This is a genomic window from Tellurirhabdus bombi (assembly GCF_021484805.1).
GTDB lineage: Bacteria > Bacteroidota > Bacteroidia > Cytophagales > Spirosomataceae > Tellurirhabdus > Tellurirhabdus bombi.
Map to the genome: position 1 here is coordinate 2,411,204 of NZ_CP090557.1, position 20,600 is coordinate 2,431,803.

General features: G+C 49.7%; 15 protein-coding genes. 10 read left to right on the forward strand and 5 right to left on the reverse strand.

All coding sequences use genetic code 11. From position 1 onward, the window contains the following. Positions 1–42 precede the first annotated feature (42 nt). Genes L0Y31_RS10200 through L0Y31_RS10210 form a run of 3 tightly spaced genes read right to left on the reverse strand, consistent with a single transcriptional unit; the run spans position 43 to position 2,597 of the window. A complete protein-coding gene (locus tag L0Y31_RS10200; RefSeq protein ID WP_234737024.1) occupies positions 43–813 on the reverse strand; it encodes a LytR/AlgR family response regulator transcription factor in 771 nt (256 codons plus the stop codon). After that, positions 810–1,811: a sensor histidine kinase gene (locus L0Y31_RS10205; RefSeq protein ID WP_234737025.1), complete on the reverse strand. Its 1,002-nt coding sequence runs from the start codon at positions 1,809–1,811 to the stop codon at positions 810–812. The genes L0Y31_RS10200 and L0Y31_RS10205 overlap by 4 nt, the downstream gene beginning before the upstream one ends. Before the next feature lie 3 nt (positions 1,812–1,814). Then, on the reverse strand, positions 1,815–2,597 hold the full coding sequence (locus L0Y31_RS10210; RefSeq protein ID WP_234737027.1) for a GIN domain-containing protein: 783 nt from the start codon (positions 2,595–2,597) through the stop codon (positions 1,815–1,817). A gap of 225 nt (positions 2,598–2,822) precedes the next feature. On the opposite strand from L0Y31_RS10210, the gene L0Y31_RS10215 reads away from it, so the two are divergent. Continuing rightward, positions 2,823–3,332, forward strand: coding sequence for a DUF4494 domain-containing protein (locus L0Y31_RS10215; protein WP_234737029.1), 510 nt, complete (start codon positions 2,823–2,825; stop codon positions 3,330–3,332). Positions 3,333–3,363: 31 nt separating this feature from the next. Here the strand turns inward: L0Y31_RS10215 and L0Y31_RS10220 are convergent, their stop codons facing one another. Continuing rightward, on the reverse strand, positions 3,364–6,978 hold the full coding sequence (locus L0Y31_RS10220) for a VCBS repeat-containing protein (RefSeq protein ID WP_234737030.1): 3,615 nt from the start codon (positions 6,976–6,978) through the stop codon (positions 3,364–3,366). Between the two features lie 278 nt (positions 6,979–7,256). Here L0Y31_RS10220 and L0Y31_RS10225 point away from each other — a divergent pair, with 278 nt between their 5' ends. From L0Y31_RS10225 to kynU, 9 genes are all read left to right on the forward strand, one after another. After that, entirely contained in the window at positions 7,257–10,517 is a 3,261-nt protein-coding gene (locus tag L0Y31_RS10225; RefSeq protein WP_234737032.1) for a SusC/RagA family TonB-linked outer membrane protein, read from the forward strand. A gap of 79 nt (positions 10,518–10,596) precedes the next feature. After that, positions 10,597–12,351, forward strand: coding sequence for a RagB/SusD family nutrient uptake outer membrane protein (locus L0Y31_RS10230; protein ID WP_234737033.1), 1,755 nt, complete (start codon positions 10,597–10,599; stop codon positions 12,349–12,351). A gap of 153 nt (positions 12,352–12,504) precedes the next feature. After that, positions 12,505–12,948, forward strand: coding sequence for a hypothetical protein (locus tag L0Y31_RS10235; protein WP_234737034.1), 444 nt, complete (start codon positions 12,505–12,507; stop codon positions 12,946–12,948). A gap of 108 nt (positions 12,949–13,056) precedes the next feature. Next, positions 13,057–15,282 carry a TonB-dependent receptor plug domain-containing protein gene (locus tag L0Y31_RS10240; RefSeq protein WP_407084072.1) on the forward strand — a complete coding sequence of 742 codons (2,226 nt, stop codon included), beginning with the start codon at positions 13,057–13,059 and terminating at the stop codon, positions 15,280–15,282. 1 nt (position 15,283) lies between these two features. After that, on the forward strand, positions 15,284–15,880 hold the full coding sequence (locus L0Y31_RS10245; protein WP_234737036.1) for a helix-turn-helix transcriptional regulator: 597 nt from the start codon (positions 15,284–15,286) through the stop codon (positions 15,878–15,880). A 155-nt stretch (positions 15,881–16,035) separates the two neighbouring features. Next, positions 16,036–16,338: a four-helix bundle copper-binding protein gene (locus L0Y31_RS10250; RefSeq protein WP_234737037.1), complete on the forward strand. Its 303-nt coding sequence runs from the start codon at positions 16,036–16,038 to the stop codon at positions 16,336–16,338. Positions 16,339–16,373: 35 nt separating this feature from the next. Further along, on the forward strand, positions 16,374–17,804 hold the full coding sequence (locus L0Y31_RS10255; RefSeq protein ID WP_234737038.1) for a hypothetical protein: 1,431 nt from the start codon (positions 16,374–16,376) through the stop codon (positions 17,802–17,804). Positions 17,805–17,847: 43 nt separating this feature from the next. Then, a complete protein-coding gene (locus tag L0Y31_RS10260; RefSeq protein WP_310587144.1) occupies positions 17,848–18,207 on the forward strand; it encodes a heavy-metal-associated domain-containing protein in 360 nt (119 codons plus the stop codon). An 89-nt stretch (positions 18,208–18,296) separates the two neighbouring features. Further along, entirely contained in the window at positions 18,297–19,586 is a 1,290-nt protein-coding gene (gene kynU, locus L0Y31_RS10265; RefSeq protein ID WP_234737040.1) for a kynureninase, read from the forward strand. Here kynU and L0Y31_RS10270 read toward each other — a convergent pair. Continuing rightward, positions 19,561–20,517, reverse strand: a complete 957-nt coding sequence (locus L0Y31_RS10270) for an alpha-E domain-containing protein (protein ID WP_234737041.1) — start codon at positions 20,515–20,517, stop codon at positions 19,561–19,563. The two genes, kynU and L0Y31_RS10270, sit on opposite strands and share 26 nt — an antisense overlap. Positions 20,518–20,600 lie beyond the last annotated feature (83 nt).

Genomic DNA, 20,600 nt, shown 5'->3' on the forward strand with positions numbered 1-20,600 from the left:
CTTGTGGAGCGGCTTTTTTTGTACGTGCTTGAATACAAACAATTATTTATTGAGCCAGCCTTTAAAGCCCTCGGCCCGCTCCCGGCTGACATAAATTTCCTCTTCCGCCGGACGGTGCCGGAGCCACAAGCGGAGGCGGCCATTCAGGTGGGGTTCAATCCGCTCAATGGCTGAAATGTGGGTGATGTATTTTCGGTTAATGCGGCAAAAATCTTTGGGGTCCAGCTTGCCTTCCAGTTCATCCAGCGTTTCGTCAACAATGTATTTGCGATTCTGGTTGGTCAGGAGAAAAACCACTTTTTCGTCGGCATAGAGGTACAGAATATCCGCCGTATCAATGACTTCAAATCGTCCGCCCTGGCGGAGCAAAAACCGACTTTTGTAGGCTGGCGGTTTCAGGCCGTAGGCGTCCAGTACTTTGGTCAGGTCGCTTGGTTGGGGTGCGCTGCCGCGCTGGGTTTTGTACTTATGAATGGCTTTGCCAAGCTCCTCTTTCTCAATCGGTTTTAATAAATAATCAACGCTGTTGACTTTGAACGCCTTTAACGCATATTCGTCGTAAGCGGTTGTGAAAATGACGGGTGTCGGGACGTCTATCTGCTGAAAAATTTCAAAACTCAAGCCATCTGCTAATTGAATATCCATCAGTAAAAGATCGGGCGTATCGGCAATCTGGTGCTGGCTCCACCAGCGGATAAAGGCCCGCACGCTTTCCACGCGGCCAATCACTTCCGCTTCGGGTTCTACTTCCTTGATCAGCGCGGCAATGCGTTTTACGGCCAGAGGCTCGTCTTCAACAATCAGAATTTTCATAACAGGGGCAATTTTACGGTGTACGTTTCTTCGGTTTTTTCGACCTGCACCGGCTTGTCGTTGAGTTGAGCATAGCGGTTCTGCAAATTTTTCAAACCAATACCACTCGACTGAACTTGCAAATGATTTTTTGGCTGGTAGTTATTTCGGACGACCAGGTAATCTGTTTCGGCAAAAATCTCGATCAGCAAAGGTTTTTCGCCCGAAATTTCGTTGTGTTTAACGACGTTTTCGAGCAAAGTCAGCAAGCCTTGCGTAATGATTTGCCTGCTCTGCTCGCTTTCTGAGAGGCAAATATCGTAGTGGAAATTATCACCGAAGCGCATTTCGTGAATAAACAGATACGACTCGGCTACCCGTAGTTCGGTGGCAATATCGACCGTATTCTGATCGGAGTGTTGAAGGCTGTAGCGAAAAACTTTTGACAAACGTTCCACAAAATGAACGGCGTTGCGCGTATCTTCCGGAATCAGGGCGCTTAAAATATTGAGCGAATTAAAGAGAAAGTGCGGGTTAACCTGATTTTTTAGCGAATCGAATTCGGCTTTTAGAACGGCTTGCTTTAGCCCTTCCTCCATGAGGGTCAGGGCTTTCCAGCGGCCTACAAACAAACGCAGCGAATACACACCCGTCACACTGGCAGTGATTAAGGCAAGCAATCCCGCATTGAATACATAATCCAAAAGACTTGACTGAATGCCCCAGAACCAGCGTAAGGAAGACGTAGCGGTGGCGCCTACAGCAGCAGCAATGATTACTGAAGACGTAATGGTACTGGCCACGAGCTGCTGCGGAGTCAGGTATTCTGCGGAGCGGTTAACAATGTACAACACCGACCAGGACAGAGAGTGATAGATAATGAAGCCCGCGCCAAGAGCTAGAAAAATAAGCTGAATGCGGAAGCTGATCGACAAAGGTGAATCTACTTTAAGCAGAATAGCAGCTAAAACGCAACCGGATAGCAGGAGCAGAAAGAGGCGGCGAAAAATTGGTTTCATGACTTAGACCCGATTAATGGAACTGGCTCCTGCACTCTGAATGCGAATGATGGGTTCGCCACGGTACTGAATCCGACTGGCGCCGGTTGCTTCGGCGGCCAACTGTTGGTGAACATACAGATGGGCCTGGCAAGCCCCGGTCAACTCGATGGTGGCGTGTTCAACCGGGAAGTCAAAAGCGTGAAGCGAAGATGCCCCGGTTAATTCTGCCGTTAAATGGTTGCTGTGCCCGATCATGGTGAGGCGGGATGCGCCGGTTAGTTCGGCGTTGATCGAGGCGGGTTCGCCCTCAAACGTCACGTTCGACGCGCCGGTTACTTCCAGATCAAACATATCCAGGTTTTTAAATTCTTTGAATTGCACCAGATTTGCACCGGAAATTTCGGCACTGCGCATGTCCGGTGTTGTAAGCGTCAGGAGTAAATCGCGCGAACAGTGCCAGAAACGAAAACGCTGGCTGATTTTCAGGGTGTTGCCGTATTGCCGGATGCGCAGCCCATTGATCACCTGCTTCGGACCCCGGGTAATGAGCGACGGTTCAACGCCGGCAGTAACCAGCACATTCAGGGCACCGCTGATTTCCAGTCGGTCGAAGCGCGTGATGGTTACGCCTTCGGAAACTTCTTCATTCGACGCAATATCGGCCCGCCACCAAACGGTCGTAATCAGCGCGACCAGACCAACTGATAAAATAACCAGTTGAAAATAAGCATTAACGGCGGCTGGCTGAACAGTCCCGGTAGGAGCCAGATCGACAGCAAGTAACCAGGTCAAAACAGTATCCATATAAATCTACACAAAAAACGATGAAGCAAAATTGGACGTCTACAGAAGGATTGCCAAGGCCGTTCTGACGAAGCGTCGGATTACGTTGATGGGGTGTCCGTTAAAGCAAGATACTTGATTATCTGCTTCCGTAACAAATACACAAAAGTTACCTTTGTCTAGCTCATTCATTATTCATTCTGGATCGTTGGCCGCCTGCGCTGCGATCCATTATTTATCAGCCAAATGCCTAGTTGGTATCAAGGAAAAATTCGTTATCAAAAAGAAGAAATTGTTACGGACCGCCGGGGAGATCAGGTTAAGTTGAAGACAATCAACGAGTCCTATCTGGTGGATGCTGTTTCGTATACCGATGCCGAAGCCCGACTGTACAAAGAAGTGGCGGCTAATACGCCTAATTTTTCGGTAGCGACCATCAGTCCCATGCGTCTGGCGGATGTTTTCCATTTTGAGGAAGGCGGTGACACCTGGTATAAATGCAAGGTTGTTTACGTAACAGAGGATGACAAAGGCCGCGAGAAACGCATCGTTAACATGATGCTGGTAAACGCTGAGAATGCCAAACAGGCTTACGAGCGAGTGGAGCAGAGCCTGAAAACCATGCTGATTCCGTTTGAAATTACCGATGTAAATACCACAAAGATTCTGGATATTTTCCCGTATATGACGGATGAGGAAGCAGCTTTGCCGCCCAACCTGCGACCGTTGAGTGAAGTCATTGCTCAGAACGAGTAAGAAAAGACCCGCCAGAAGGCGGGTCTTTTTGTTAGTTGCTAGCCAGCGCTTTTAAGGGAATCAAGCGTTTCTGTCCTTTGTAATTAATGACTTCAACGGATTTCACATCAGGCCCTAGCGTTACGTTCCGGCCTGATTGGGACAAAAACGACTCTCCATAACCAAATTCCAGGCGTTGTTTTCGGTCGGGTGCTCCTTTAGAGCCAGCGTATGTAACGAGTGCTGCTGCATCCGTGGGTTGCAGACGGAAGGTATATGCCGCTTTGGGGCAACGGAACAACTTGGCAGGCCCCCGGTTTTGCGTGGCAACAATCAGAGGGGAGCCATCGGCAGACGTTAAACGAGCGAGTCCTTTCGCATTTCCCGGCACAAAGAAGCCGCTTTCTGAAGGAAGCAGGGCCGCAAACCCGCCTTTGCCATTGCCCCGAAGCAGCAGACCATTGAGGGCGTCCATGCGCCCGGTAAAGGTTTCATTGCTGAAATCATTGCCAACGGCGAGCAAATCAATATGGCCATCTTTATCAAAATCATCCGCAAGCATCCCAAAAATGGGCGCTAGCTGGGCCTCGGTCGGTAGATCATGCAATTCAAATTGAGGAACGCCATTGGAATCGGTACCCTTATTCTCCAGGTAAGTCGAATTCAGGTAGTTGGTTTTCAGGACAATAGCATCTTTTAATTCTTCTTCTTTCAATAATTTCTCCATCGGAGCCATCGCGAAATCCTTGAAGTAAGGAAAACGCCCCCGCATCGAAATCATCTGTTTGATAACGTCTTCGCGACCGTGAAAAGGATATTCGCGACGTATGCCCCGCTCATCCGGGAAATAAGCCGTGGGAATGGCGTCGTAAAAGCCGTTGTTATCAAAGTCTTTGGCATAAACCGAAATCGGCTGTTTTTCGCTGGCTCGGTTAAGCGAATTGCGCCCAAAATTACCAGCGATATAATCCATGTCTCCGTCCTGATCAAAGTCGGCAGCGATGAGGCTATTCCACCAGCCACTTAATGGAGTGGCGCTAGAGCCCAGACTAACGGGCGTCGGGGCGGTAAATTTGCCTTTTTCGTTGCGTAAAAGCGTAATTGGCATCCACTCGCCCGCCAGCATCAGGTCTTGCCAGCCATCGTTGTCTACGTCGGTCCAGAGTGCATCGCAAACCAGTCCCAGATTCAGCAAGCCATTGGCAACCGTAGCCGTAACGTCCGTGAATTTGGCCTGCCCCGCCTTGGAGTCATTCCGTAGAATAAAGCTGGATACAGGGCGCGGATATTGGTTCGGAACCACACGCCCGCCCACGAATAAATCCAAATCGCCATCGTGGTCAAAATCGGTCGCTTTGACGCAGGATTTGCTGGTAAAATTTTGCGGTAAGGCATTGGCAACGAGCGTAAAGTTGCCTTTTCCATCATTGGTGTAAAGCCGGTCCTGAAAAACATCCGTGTTGGCGTTGCCTTCCGAGCCACCGCTGGCGACATACAAATCCAAATCGCCATCACCGTCGGCATCGAAGAGCAGGGTTCCCATGTCTTCCTCTTGTTTATCCAATCCCCGGTTGTCAATGGGCTTCTGCTGAAACGTGCCCGAACTGGATTGCAGCAGCAGCATGGTCGCGTTTTGCTGAGAACCACCCATTACCATATCGTCTAACCCATCCCCATTGATATCGCCCACTGAGATCGCCGGTGCGTATTGTGATAACTTGTGAGGAAGAAGCTTTTGCTGATTAAAATCGATGTATTCGGGTTCCTGATGCACCAGATTGAATTTCAGCGAATCGGTAACTTCCCGAAAAAACTGGCCCGATGGAGTTGTGGGGAAAGTCGCGGCTTCGGTAGCCTGGCGAATATCCACGGTTAGCACCTGGTTGGCCTTAATGTTTCGCAGCGTTTGGGCTTTGCCATTCGGCCAGGTAACGCGCATCTCTGCGATGGTAGCCTCGGTTCCCAGACCAAAATGAGCCATGTTTTCCACCGTCGATAAATAACCGCGGTAAATGGTATGTTCGTAAACCTGTTTCTTACCGGAACCGTAACGAAGCTCAACCCAGGCACCAAGCCCCATGCTATTTTGGTCGGAGCCTTTAAATTTGACCCGCAGAAAATTGGCGTCTGGTTTTTTCTGCTCAATTAAATTATTGCGGTAGACAAAGGCGGAGTCGTTGATGTTATTGACCACGTAATCCAGATCGCCATCGTTGTCAAGGTCTCCGTAAGCGGCCCCGTTGGAGAAAGAAGGCGAACGAAGGCCCCAATCCGAGGTAGCATCTTTAAACGTCAGATCACCGTTATTTTTAAAGGCGTAATTGCTGATCTTCACTTCCGGGATTTGCGACAGAATATATTCCTGCGTTGCCACGGAGGAAGTACTGGCCCGGAATTGCATAAAGTCGCGGTCAATAATGTCTTTTGGATAGCCATTCGTGACGATAATATCCCGGTGTCCATCGTGGTCAAAATCAACGACCATGGGTGTCCAGCTCCAGTCGGTTTCGGCCACGTCGGCCAGCAGGCTAATGTCGCTGAAAATGGGCTGGCGTGTACCGGGCTGAAATCCCTGATTAAGCTGCAAGGTATTCCGAACATACTGGTGGTTGTACCCAAACTCATCGTTGTTCAGGTAGGTCTGGTAACTGTTGGGCGCCAGGAACATTTTCTTGCGGTAGTTGTCCTGCGGTAACATATCCAGCACAACGACATCCATCATCCCATCGTTGTTGATGTCGCTGATGTCGTTGCCCATCGCCGTATTACTGGTGTGCTTGAACGTTTGGCTGGCTTTGTTGGTAAACGTCCCGTCCTGATTATTAATGTATAATAAGTCATCCGACAGGTAATCGTTGGTAACATAAACATCAGGCCAGCCGTCCCGGTTGATGTCGGTAATGTTAATGCCTAAGCCATAGCCTTCTTCCAGAATGTGGGCCTGTCTGGAGACGTTGGTAAAAACCGGATGACCAAGCTTCGCGTCAAAATCATTGCGGTACAGGCGGTCGGTGGTGGGGGAGGAGCCGTCGTTTACTTTAGGCCGGTAGGCATTGGGGTAAAGCTCAATCGTGTTGGTAACCACGTATAAATCCAGGTCGCCATCTTTGTCGTAATCGAAAAAGGCGGCGCAGGTCGTATGGCTGTCATCTGCGATGCCGTATTCTTTGGCCATTTCCTTGAAAACCGGCGCGGCTCCGTTGCTGGCCCCTTGATTGACGTACAACAAATTTTCGCGCATGGCGGCGTTTCGGCTTACCGTAGCCGCCACGTAAATATCCATCCAGCCATCGTTGTTGATATCGACCAGCATCACGCCGGAGCACCACTTTCCGCTGCCGCCGACCGCCGCTTTTTCGGTAATGTCTTCGAATTTAAAGTTGCCTTTGTTGAGGTAAAGCTTGTTGGCAACCTGATTCCCGGAGAAAAAAATATCTTCCAGGCCATCGTTGTTGAAATCGCCGAGGGCCACGCCACCACCATTATACATGTATTCAAAATTCAGAATACTCATGGTATCGTTGCTGGTGACCCGGTTGGAAAACGTAATTCCAGTTTCGTCGGCGGGCAGCAAACTAAAAAGTGATTGACGCGAGAACTGGCAAGAAGAAATCAGCCAGCTAACAAAAGCTACAGTTAAAAAGCAGAGGGAACGGCGGAGTATCATTGACCTAAAAATATTGGAGGGCTAAAATACAAAAAAATAGGCAAATAGTTGAATTGAAAATCAGGGCTGTTCAGACAGAAAGGGTTTGTCGACTAGGTATTTTAAGCTACTGTAAACTTGAGCAATTTAAACTAAATAACTGGCTCAGAAATTAGGCCCAAGGGTATCATTTGATAGAAGAAAGGGTATATTTTGATAGAACTATAGTAACATATTTTTTAAATATCTTAAAAAGCTATAAAATTAGTGCAAAATTAAAACCTAATAATATTAACCTTATGAAAGCAATGTTCTACAGGCTCTTTCAGGCTGTTTTTGTAGTAGCAATTGTGCTGTGGTGCGGGAGCGCTTCTGCTCAGGACCGACGAATTACGGGGCGCATTAGCAGCCCTGAAGGGGGGTTGCCAGGAGCTAACGTTGTGCTGAAGGGAACGACTACCGGAACGGCTACGGATGCAAACGGTGATTTTACGCTCTCAGTGAATGCCAGTAATCCAGTGCTCGTTATCTCTGCGATTGGTTATAAGACGCAGGAAGTAGCGGTGGGCTCACAGTCAACCCTGACGATTAGTCTTCAGGAAGATGCTACGGCCTTGAGCGAAGTCATCGTAACGGGTTATACAACGGACAGCAAACGCGACAATACCGGCGCTGTATCCACCGTAAAAGCAAAAGACTTGGCGGCTGTTCCATCGGCAAACGTGGAAACCCAGTTACAGGGTCGCGTGGCCGGGGTAACCGTTATTGCCAGTGGTCAGCCGGGTGCAAACAACACAATCCGGGTGCGTGGTTTTGGTGCATTCGGAGGTAACCAGCCGCTTTATATTGTTGACGGGGTTCCTACCGGTGGTATCAACTTTATTAATCCTGACGACATCGAAACCACAACCGTATTGAAAGATGCGGCTGCCGCTTCTATATATGGTGCGCGGGCTGCCAACGGGGTGATTGTTGTAACGACGAAAAAAGGACAGCGGACGCCGCAAAAACTGACCGTTTCGTATGATGGTCTTTACGGTTTCACAGATCCAGGCAAGGCACCGGAAGTATTGACGCCCCAGGAACAGGCTGACTGGACTTGGAACGCCGTTCGGAATCGGCAAACTGCCTTGGGTGAGCCAGTAAGCTTCACGGGTATTGCCAATGGCCAGTACGGTTCAGGAAATACGCCGGTACTACCCGAGTACATTCTGGTTGGTAATCGCTATGGGGTTACCGGCGGCGTTGACCTGGCTGCAGAACGCGCTAACTATAATGTTGATAATTCGCTAGGCGGTATTTATCAGGTTGTTCGGGCTAACCGGGCAGGTACAAACTGGTATGATGCCATCACGCGTTCGGCACCGATCCTGCGTCAAAGCTTCGGCTTTTCAGGCGGAACCGAGAGCAGCCGTTATTTTGTAAGTTTTGGCCAGCAAAATCAGGCGGGTATTCTGTTGAACAACAACTTCAACCGGTATTCGCTCCGTATTAACACGGAATTTGACGTTTTGAAGAACAAAAAACTTCGCTTCGGAGAAAACGTACAGCTAACCTACATCAATACTTCCGGTCAGGTTGGAGGAAGCGCCGGTCAGAACTTAGCGCAGGAAGAAAGCGACATCTTGACGGCTTTCCGGATGGCCCCGATTATCCCAGTATATGACGAGTTTGGTGGATATGCCGGTACGGCTGCCAAAGGGTTTAACAACCCGGCCAACCCGGTTGCCGCTCGGGAAGGGGCTAGAAACAACCGCAACTTCGGCGTTGGTCTTTTCGGAAATGCTTATCTGGAATATGATGTTATTCAGGATTTAACAATTCGGAGCAGCCTTGGTGGTGCGTTCTACAATTATTATAACAAAACAACGAACCGCAATACCTACGAAAACGCAGAAGGAAACGGACGTGGCTTCCAGATCAATGAAGGCGCTGGTTACTCCCTGACGTGGACGTTCACAAACACCGCTCAGTATCGCCGGAAATTCGGTATCCACAGCCTTGATTTATTGGCTGGTATCGAAGCCTTGAACGATGGCCAGGGCCGTAACCTGAGCGGTTCAGGGATCAATCCATTCTCGACGGATCCAAACTACGCCAGCATCAGCACAGCCGCTTCGGGTGGCCGGCAGGTAAACAGCGATTTGTTTAGCGGTGTTAACTTCTATTCAATGTTTGGTCGGGTTAATTACATCCTGCTTGATAAATACATCTTTACCGGGGTTATTCGTCGGGATGGATCATCACGTTTTGGGGCTAACAACCGCTACGGGGTATTCCCGGCGCTTTCGGCAGCGTGGCGCTTAACGGGCGAAGAATTCCTGAAAAGTGTACCGTTCATTACAGACCTGAAAGTACGCGGTGGCTGGGGACAAATGGGTAACTCAAACAACGTTAACCCAAGCAACCAGTTTACATTATTCCAGTCGAACATTGCTAACTCATACGACATCGGTGGATCAAACTCAAGCGTAGACCCTGGCTTCTTCCGGAGCCGGATCGGAAATGCCAATGCGAAATGGGAAACCAGTACAACAACAAACATCGGTATTGATGGTAGTTTCCTGAATGGCCGACTGGACGTTGTTTTGGACGTATGGCGGAAAGATACCAGAGACCTTCTGTTCCAGGTACCTATCGCTGGTGTTGTCGGTCAACGCGCAACGGCTCCTTCAGTAAACATTGCCAGCATGCGTAACCAAGGTCTTGATTTCCAGGTTATCACGCGTGGAAAAGCAGCCGGAGACGTAGGGTATGAAGTAAACCTGACGGGTAGCTTCCTGAAAAACGAGATTACAGCCTTGGCTCCGGGTGTTCCTTATTTCGATTTGACGCCGCCAACCAACCGTCTGGGCTTAGCGCCAACGCGTAACGCACCGGGTCAGAGCATCGCCTCGTTCTTTGGATACCAGGTAATTGGCTTGTTCGATAGCCAGGAAGAAATCGATGGAGCTCCGAAGCAAACGGGCGCTGGCCTGGGTCGTTTCCGGTATGCTGACATCAACAACGATGGCGTGATCAACAACGATGACCGGACGTTCATTGGTAGCCCGGTTCCGAAATTCACGGGTGGTGTTACGTTGAAACTGAACTACAAAGGGTTTGACCTGGAAACATACCTGTATACTTCGTTGGGTAGCAAAATTTTCAACTACTCGAAATGGTATACCGACTTCTATCCGTCATTCCCGGGAGCAGCCATCAGCGCGCGGGTAAGAGATTCTTGGACGCCAACGAACACGAATACTGACCAGCCAATTTTTGAGGATGTTTCGAATGAAAGTACCAACACGGTACCAAATTCGTTCTACGTAGAAAACGGCTCATTCTTGCGGTTGCAAAACCTGACGCTCGGTTACAACCTGCCTGCTCCTTTGTTGAGCCGGATCGGTATGAGCCGTGTACGTATCTCTGTTGGTGCCAACAACCTTTTCACCGTTACTGGATACAAAGGATTGGATCCGGGTGTAGGTGGTGCAGCTGACCAAAACTTTGGTCTTGATCTTGGTAACTACCCAATCACACGGAGCTACAACGCCGGTCTGAGCATCGGATTCTAAAAGCAAAACAGCCAGCCTCGCTCGGAACAAGCGAGGCTGATCATACCAACTAGTAATACTAATCGAAGAAGATTACGATATGAAAAAAATGATTACGAAAGGGACGTTGATGACGTTACTTTTCACCTTCATTGCGCTAGCGTGTAAAGACTCCTTTCTGGAAGTTCCGCCGCCTAGTCAGTTGCAAAATGCTGACCTAACCACCAAAGCTGGTCTGGAAGGTCTGCTTATCGGAACTTATGCTCAGTTGAACGGTAGAGGCTATTCGCAGACGGCAAGTCCAACCAACTGGGTGTACGGAAGCATTATGGGCGGCGATGCCAACAAAGGCTCCAATGCCGGTGACTTCAACGCCATCACACCGCTGCAAACGTACTTGATTACGCCCGCAAACGGTGAACTAAACGCCCGTTGGCAGGCTCTATACGAGGGTGTTAGCCGCGCTAACGCTTTGCTGCGTACTTTACCTGATGCAGGTCCTTCGGTAACTGCAGATGACAAAAAACGCCTTGGTGGAGAGGCTCGCTTTCTACGTGGATTCTACTATTTTGATTTAAAGCGGACCTTTAACATGGTTCCTTATGTGGATGAAAAGGTAGATTACATCGTTGGGGTTACGAATGCTGTAACGCAGGTTCCAAACACGGCTGATATCTGGCCACAAATCGAAGCCGATTTTAAATTTGCTTACGAAAACCTGCCAGAAGCGCAGAGCCAGGCTGGTAGAGCCAACAAATGGGCAGCAGCAGCGGCTCTTGCCAGAACGTATATGTATGAGAAAAAATACGCGGAAGCAAAAGCCCTGTATGATCTGATCATTGCGAATGGTAAAACGACCAACGGCAAGAAATACGGCCTGGTACCTCAGTATGCAAACGTGTTTAATGCTGATAATGAGAACCACGAAGAAGCCATTTTCTCCACGCAGAACGTAGCGAATGCTGGTAGCTCGGACGCGGCTTCGGGTGACCTTAACCTGAACTGGCCGTACAACACCGGTACGAGTGGTCCTGTAGGTTGCTGCGGTTTCTTCCAGCCTAGCTTCGAATTAGGAAACTCGTTCCGGACGGATGCGAATGGTTTACCATTGCTGGATGGCTCGTACAACACGGGTGCCAATCAGCTTAAGACTGACCAGAGCTTAGGGTCTAAAGATGCATTTACGCCGGATGCTGGCAACCTGGATCCGCGCCTTGACCATTCAATTGGCCGCCGTGGCATTCCTTACCTGGATTGGTCCATTCACCCTGGACAGGACTGGATTCGGGATCAGGCGTTTGGTGGTCCTTATACGAACAAAAAATACATCTATTACAAATCACAGGAAAGCAAGTTTGCCGACGTTTCTAACTGGACGAAAGGCTGGACAGGTATCAACATCCTGTTGATTCGTTATGCAGATGTACTATTGATGGCCGCTGAAGCTGAAATTGAGGTAGGAAGCCTCGAGAAAGCTCGTCAGTATACTAACTTGGTACGTGCCCGTGCGGCCAACCCAACTGGTTTTGTCATGAACAATGGCGCAGCAGCGGCCAAATATGTAATCAACCAATACCCCGCCAGCGCGTTCGCCAGCAAAGAAACAGCCCGGACTGCGGTGCGGTTTGAGCGGAAGTTGGAACTATCGGGTGAAGGCCACCGCTTCTTTGACCTGGTTCGCTGGGGCATTGCAGCGCCTGCACTGAACGCCTTCCTGGCTTACGAACGACCTAAACTGTCGAATGCGTATTCAGGAGCCACGTTTACAGCCGGTAAAAACGAATACCTACCGATTCCGCAAACTCAGATTGACTTGCAGGGCACGTCGATCCTGAAGCAGAATCCTGGTTATTAATTAATTTTATTGTCGTGCTTGAAAAGAGATGGGGAGTTTTCCTCATCTCTTTTTCTTTTAGGCACTTTACCCGCCCTGAATCAAAAGAAGTTGTACGAAATCAAAAGAACTTATACTTGATTACGATGTTATTAATATAGACCTTTGCCCATAATGAAACGCACCCTATTACGCATATTGAGCTTTGTAATGGCCTGTATCGTGCTGATTACCAGTACGGGATTTGGCTTTATTGAGCACTCATGCCTAATGCGCGGTAAAAAAATGTACCTGGCGGTTCAGAAAGATAGCTGCAAAGGCTGTCCGTCTGAAAAAGGGCACTCGTTCCCGATTGACAAGCCTATCATCAAGAAAACAGACTGCTGTCAGGAGCACCAGCACTTCAAGAACGTCAACTACACCTCATCTATTAGCCATTTGGTCGCCAAGTTTATCAAGGTGGTGACAGACATGGTGATTGATGGGACAGTGCTGTTTGCGGAATGGCTAATGGGCATTTTGTTTCCTCTGGAAGAACCCGAGATAGTCCAAGTTGAAAGTCCCCCTCTTCCGCATGGCCGCGATTTGCTGGCTTTTGTTCAAAGTTTCCTGCTATAAATCGTAACGATTAAGTAACAGACGGCTGCCTTTCGGGCAGAAGCTTTCTGTAAGTTTATACTTTATTCGTTCGATATTATGATTTTCTCCAAGCTATATAAAAGAGCGGTGAGAAAAGCGTTACTCGCTTTTTCGCTGTTTTTGGGATCGATTCCCGCTATATCACAAACACAAACTATTTCCGGCATCGTCTGGGAATCTGCAAACGGGAAAAAACAGCCCTTAGTTGGTGTCAACGTCTACTGGATGGGAACGACCAGCGGCGTAGTGACGGATGCCGAAGGACGGTACGATATTGACCGTGTGGACCAACGCGACACGCTAATTTTTAGTTACGTCGGTTATCAATCGGATACGATAGCTGTTCGGGAGCAAACGCCGCTGGATGTTACGCTGTCCGGTGAGAAAACCTTGCAGGAAGTGGTTGTATCGGGTTCTTCAACGCAGATTGACCGGCTTTCGCCCATCCAAACAGAGGTGCTTACGGCCCGTACGCTGGCAAAAGCTGCCTGCTGTAACCTGTCAGAAAGTTTTGAAACCAATGCGTCGGTGAGCGTCTCGTATGCCGATGCGGTGACGGGAGCCAGGCAGATTCAAATGCTCGGCCTAAGCGGAAACTACATCCAGACGAACGTAGAAAACATCCCAACGATTCGTGGCCTATCAACAACCTTTGGTCTGAATTACATTCCCGGAACCTGGGTTTCTTCCATCGACATCGGCAAAGGCGTTGGTTCAGTCGTGAATGGCTACGAAGGCATGCTGGGCCAGATCAACGTAGAATTGCAAAAGCCCGACGCCCGGGAGCGGGTGTACGTCAACGCTTATGCCAACAGTTTTGGCCGGGTTGAGGCGAATCTAAACCTGTCCAAGCCATTGACCGAAAAATGGAGTGTTGGCTTTTTGGGGCACGGGAGCGCGCTCCAAAACCAGCTTGATCAAAACAACGATGGCTTCATGGACTTGCCGCTCTATAATCAGTATAATGGTGTTGTGCGGGCTAAATACGCCAGCGAGCGGTTCATGACCCAGTTTGGCATTAAGGCGCTGACTGAAGACCGCGAAGGAGGCCAATTAAAGCGGGAAACGTCGTCTGCCGGACCGCGTTATACGTTCACTAATGCCACCAAGCGCATTGAGTTTTTCTCTAAAACGGCTACGCTTTACCCCGAAAAGCCCTACAAAGGCTTAGGCTTAGTGCTGAATGCGTTGTACCACGACCAGAACTCGCAGTTTGGCTTTATACCCTACACGGGTCGCCAGCAATCGCTCTACGGGAACCTGATTTATCAGTCTATTATTGACAATACCAACCACAGTATTAAGACGGGGATTAGTTATTTGCTGGATGATTACCACGAGCGCTATCGGGACACGACCCTGACGCGGACGGAATCGGTACCGGGGATTTTTGGGGAGTATACTTACAAATACTTGGAAAAATTGACCGCCGTAGTGGGGGCACGGCTCGATTTTCATAACTTGTTCGGGACGCAATTCAACCCTCGCGTGCACCTGAAGTACGATTTGAACACCAGCATGTCCCTACGCGCTTCGGCGGGGCGGGGCTTTCGGACGCCGAATGCGTTGGCCGAAAATTATGGCTATCTGGTTAGTTCGCGGGCGGTGTTCTTCGCCGATCGGTTAAAGCCGGAAATTTCGTGGAACTACGGCCTGAGTCTGACGAATGATTTCTCCTTGTTCGGGCAGAAAGCAACGTTCATTGTCGATTACTACCGCACGGATTTTCAAAACCAGCTCATCGTAGACAACGACCACCCTCGCGAGCTGTATTTCTACAACCTGAACGGTGCGCGCTCTTACTCCAATAGCTTTCAGGCCGAGCTGAACTACCATCCCATCAAGCGTATGGAAGTAAAACTGGCGTATCGGTTGTTTGATGTGAAGCAGTCGATGGGGATGCCTTTCGGGGAAAACGTGCTGCTGCCCCGCATGATGATTAGTCGCGACCGGTTGTTGTTCAATGCCGGCTACGCCCTGCCGTATGACAAATGGAAGTTCGATTTTACCGTGCAATGGAACGGCCCGCGCCGGATTCCTTACCTGCGCGAAGGCTATGAGCACGAGAGTTATCAGAACATGCCTACCGATCTGTCGCCGTCTTTTTACAACATCAATGCGCAGGTAACCAAGACTTTTCGGACATGGGATGCTTATCTGGGTGGCGAAAACCTGGGCGGCTTCCGGCAAACAGCTCCGATTGTGGGCGCTGAAAATCCGTTTGGACGTGATTTCGACGCGGCTGGACGTGCCTGGGGACCCATTACGGGCCGGATGATTTACGTCGGATTTCGGTATAAACTGAAGCGATAACATGAAACTGCTAATCAAACACATGGTTTGCGACCGCTGCAAGCGGGTCGTTCGCGAAGAGCTGACAAGGCTGGGTTTGGAGGTGGAGCAGATTGAGCTGGGAGAGGTTAAAATCGGGGAGTTGCCAGACACCGTATCGCCGGAGGATATTCGGCGGGTGTTGGAACAAAGCGGTTTCGAACTGCTCGACGACCGACGGATGATTTTGACCCAACAAATTAAAACGATCATTATCAACGAGATTCACCACGATCGCCGTGAGCGGCCCGAGCACCAGAATTTGTCAGATTATCTGGCGCAAAAACTGGGTTATGATTATTCCTATCTGAGTCATCTGTTTTCCAATGCGGAAGGCATCACGATCGAAAAGTTTGTCATCGCGCAAAAAATCGAGAAGGTAAAAGAATATTTGGCTTATGGGGAGTTAACGCTAAGTGAAATTGCCTGGCGATTGGGTTACAGCAGCTCACAGCACTTATCCAATCAGTTTCGCCAGGTAGCTGGAATGACGCCGGGCAAATTTCGGCGGTCTGACCAACCACAACGTACGGCTTTGGATGCCGTTACGGGATCGCCGGATAGCGAAACCGCAAAATGATATACAGGATCGTCTGAATCCTGTACGGCAAGCCCCAAAGCGAGGCCGTAAATTTGCCCTACCGTAACGAAATTGTGCTGGAAGTCAACTAATTATTCACTTATAAACCAATTCTCGTTATGGAAACTATGCAAAAACACCACGATCACGTAACCATGTGCTTCGACTGCGCTGCCGCCTGTGAGCAATGTGTAACGGCCTGCTTGCAGGAAGAGCACGTGCAAATGATGGCTCAATGCATCAAGCTTTGCCGCGATTGTGCCGACTTCTGTAAGATGTGCGCGAGCCTGACCGCCCGTGATTCTTCGTTCATGATGCAGTTTATGGTGCTGTGCGCGGATGTGTGCGATACCTGCGCCGCCGAGTGCGCCACGCACGAGGACGAACATTGCCAACGTTGCGCCGAAGCGTGTCGCCGTTGTGCTGATGACTGCCGCCGGTTGGCATCAAATGCTTGAAAGAGAGTTAGATAAATAACACACCAATACCTGAAATGAAGGAATACTTAATAGCAGGAATGTTGATGCTGGGTGGCTCTGTAGCTGCTCAGCACCAGCATCACCAAACCACCGCGCCGCCGCCTGACACGAGTCGCCACCAGAAAATGGACCATTCCAGGCCCAAGGGAATGGATCAGGGTACGAAAGACCACGCCGGGATGAATCATGAACACATGGATCATGGCATGATGTCGCACCTGTATTCGCGGAATCTGCCCATGAATCGGAACGGATCGGGAACGGCCTGGCTACCCGATCAGACACCGATGTACATGAACATGTGGCATCAGAAAACAAAAAGTAACCATCCGTGGATGTACATGCTGCATTACAGCGTCATTGTACGGCATACCAATCAGAATTTTAATAATGAGGGTAAGCGGGGCCGCGCCAGCGAATTCGACGCGCCCAACTGGGCAATGGGTATGGCGCAGCGAACGGTTGGCCAACGCGGTTTGCTGTCTTTTAAGTTGATGGTATCGCTTGACCCGTTAACCGTTTCGAACGGCGGTTATCCGTTGCTGTTTCAGTCGGGGGAGACCTACCAGGGGCGGCGGCTGGTTGATCGCCAGCACCAGCACGATTTATTTTCGGAAGTGTCAGTCGGGTATGCCCATGCGTTTAGCGCCGACGCCGATGCTTTCGTTTATGTTGGATTACCGGGCGAGCCTGCCCTTGGTCCACCGGCCTTTATGCACCGGATTTCATCGTTTAACAACCCGGATTCACCGCTGGGGCATCACTGGATGGACGCTACGCACATTACGTTTGGCGTGGCTACGGCGGGATTTCGCTATAAAATCGCCAAGGTTGAGGTGTCTAGCTTCACTGGGCGGGAGCCTAACGAAAATCGGTTTGGTTTTGATAAACCACGGTTTGACAGTTATTCTTACCGCCTTTCAGTTAATCCGGCACCCTCGCTGGCGTTGCAGTTTTCGCAGGGATGGCTAAAAAGCCCCGAAGCCATTGAGCCAGGGGAAAACGTAACCCGAACTACGGCTTCAGTGCTGCATAGCAAAACACTCGGCGGCGATCCCAACCGCTATGTGTCGTCGGCCTTGGTTTGGGGATTGAACCGGCACGGTGGGGAAAACGAAAATGCATATCTGGCCGAAACCAGCCTTCAATTAAACCGGGTTGCGCTGTATGGTCGTTACGAAAATATCCGTAAATCATCTGCTGAATTGGACTTAGGCGATCAGTTGGGAAGTCACCAGCATTTCACCATCAATAATCTGACGCTGGGAATGAACTACCGTCTGGTGCGATTTGCTTCTACCGATCTGGTGGCCGGGGCGCAGTTAACCGCCAGTAAGCCAGATCAATCATTGGAAACGATTTACGGAAAAATGCCGTTATCAGGTCAGGTTTATCTTCGGGTGACGCCCGCCCTGATGCCGATGATGCAGGGCCGAATGCGTTGAAATAGTAACTGTTTAACCATATAAATCTACTTAATCGATGAAAATGCGTTTGCTAAGTTTAGCCCTCTCGTTGCTGATGGTCGTAAATGTTTTCGCGCTGGCTGTCAATGACGATGATAAAGAAGTTAAGTTGAAAACTTCGGCCAAATGTGAGATGTGTAAAGAGCGGATTGAACACGATCTGGCCTTTACCAAAGGAATTAAAGGAGCCGTGCTGAATCTGGACGATAAAGTGGTGACGGTCAAATATAATCCGAAAAAAACCAATGTCGAAAAGATCAAAGCGTCGGTAGCTAAAATAGGCTACGATGCGGATGAGGTCGTAGCGGATCAGAAAGCGCACGACAAGCTGCCAAAATGCTGCCAGAAATCGACTCCGGAGCATAGCGACGCGAAGCACTAAAAGAGTCACAACCATATGAAAGCCTTGCTGCCCATACTCTCGGTGGCAAGGCTTTTTTTGTCTAGTTTTGTTTTATAAATAGGCCAAAGATGAACTACGAAAATTCACTCCATTTTGCGCGACAACTGGATAAAAATGATCCACTCCGGCGATTCCGCGATCAATTTCACATTCCTGAACGGGACGGCCAACCGCTTATCTACTTCTGTGGTAATTCGCTGGGGCTGCAACCTAAAGCTGTTCAGGGCGTTTTGGCGCAGGAGTTGGCTGTCTGGCAACAGCACGGGGTAGAAGGCTGGTTCGATCGCATGGACACCTCGGAAGGAGATCAATCGTGGTACACGATGCACAAGCGTTGCAAGGAACCGTTGGCGCAGATTGTGGGGGCGGAGCCTTCAGAAGTTTGTCCCATGAACAACCTGACAATCAATATGCATTTGATGCTGACGTCTTTTTACCAGCCGACGGCACAGCGCACCAAAATTCTGACCATTGGCGGCGATTTCCCGTCGGATCAGTACGCGCTGGAAACGCACATAAAGGCCAGGGGCTATAATCCGGATGAAGTGCTGATTGAGGTTTTTCCGCGCTCCGGTAATTATACGTGGCATTTGGATGACATTCTGGCCGCCATTGAGGAGCACCGCGATTCGTTGGCGCTGGTGATGATGAGCGGGTTGCATTACTACACGGGGCAGGTTTTTGATATGGCAACCATTACCCGGAAAGCCCACGAAGCGGGTGCGCTCTGCGGCTTTGATTTGGCTCATGCCATCGGTAATATTCCGCTGCACTTACACGACTGGGACGTTGATTTCGCGTTTTGGTGTTCGTATAAATACTTGAATTCGGGGCCAGGTGGCGTTTCGGGTGTTTTTGTGCACGAAAAGCACCACGATGCTAATCTGATCCGTCTGGCGGGTTGGTGGGGCTACGAAGAGGCCCGGCGATTTGAGATGAAAAAAGGATTTGTGCCTATGTCCGGTGCCGACGGCTGGCAGGTTAGCACGCCAACCATTTTGGCGATGGCAGTGCATCTGGCCGCCATCCAGCAAACGGCGGCAGCCAGCATGGAAGCCTTGCGGCGAAAGAGTGAGCTATTGACCGGCTATTTGGAAGCCGTTCTGAAAGAGTCGGGCTATCCACTGGAGATCATGACCCCGGAAAATCCGGCAGAGCGGGGGAGTCAGTTGTCGCTGCTGGTTCGGAAAGACGGCAAAGCCTTATTCAACCGCTTGGTCGAGGAGGGAATCATTGGCGATTGGCGCGAGCCAGACTGCATCCGGCTCGCTCCGGCACCTTTATACAACACATTTGAAGAGGTTTGGCGGGTTGGGCAGGTATTTGCCGAGGCTAATTCTCAACCGGCTTCAAACTGAAATACGTCTCGTAAATAGCAGTATCGATTTCATTACAGCGCGTCTGGAAATGATCCAGGTACTGGTGCAAACCCATCCGAAAAATATCGGCTGTATCCGTAAATTCGACCTCAGAACGTAGTTTACTCAATTTCTTTTCGGCTTCGTTGGTGTATCCATTGGTGAGGGCAACGCCCGAAATTTCGTAAAGGGAAAGTTCTGCCTGGCGAATGGAATGGGCCACCGAGCGAGGAAAGCGCTTATCGAGAATGAAAAATTCCACGATAGTCGTTGGGTTGAGCATGCGATACTGTTGTCGGTACATGTTGTAGGCGCTACCAGACCGAAGCACCGCCGACCAGATCATCAGGTCAACTGTTGAGCCCACGGCTTCGACAGAAGGCAGAAGCGTGAAGTATTTCACGTCCAGAAAGCGTGTTGTTTTGTCGGCCCGTTCCAGAAACCGCCCGACCCGCCCGAAATGCCAGGCTTCGTTGCGCGTGATGGTACAGTCGACAATTCCGTAGTAAAGCTGACAGCCCATTCGCACTTCGGTTAAAAAATCCTGAAGTCGATTCAGGTCAATTTTATTGGAGGCGCGGCGGACGTTGAGGTAGAGTTCGTTCAACTGTTCCCACATCTCCTTCGAAATCGTTTCCCGAACCGTCCGGGCGTTTTCCCGGGCATAATTGAGGCTGCTAACGATTGAGTTGGGATTTCGCTTATCAAACGTCATGAAGTTGAGAACGTTTTCGCGCGTTGGTTTGTCGAAGTACTTATAAAACAGGAAATTGTCGGCCGTAGCAATCAGCAGTGGCTCCCATTGTTCATCTACGTTAGGAGGAAGATCTAAAGCCAGATTAAAATTTACACTCATGAAACGAGCATAATTTTCGGCCCGTTCAAGGTAGCGATTCACCCAGTAAATGGAATTAGCAACGCGGCTAAGCATAAGTAAAGTAAAATTAAATGTGGCCGTACGGTAAAAATGTAATTATTGTTTCGGTAAATATAACTATAATCCAAATAATACAC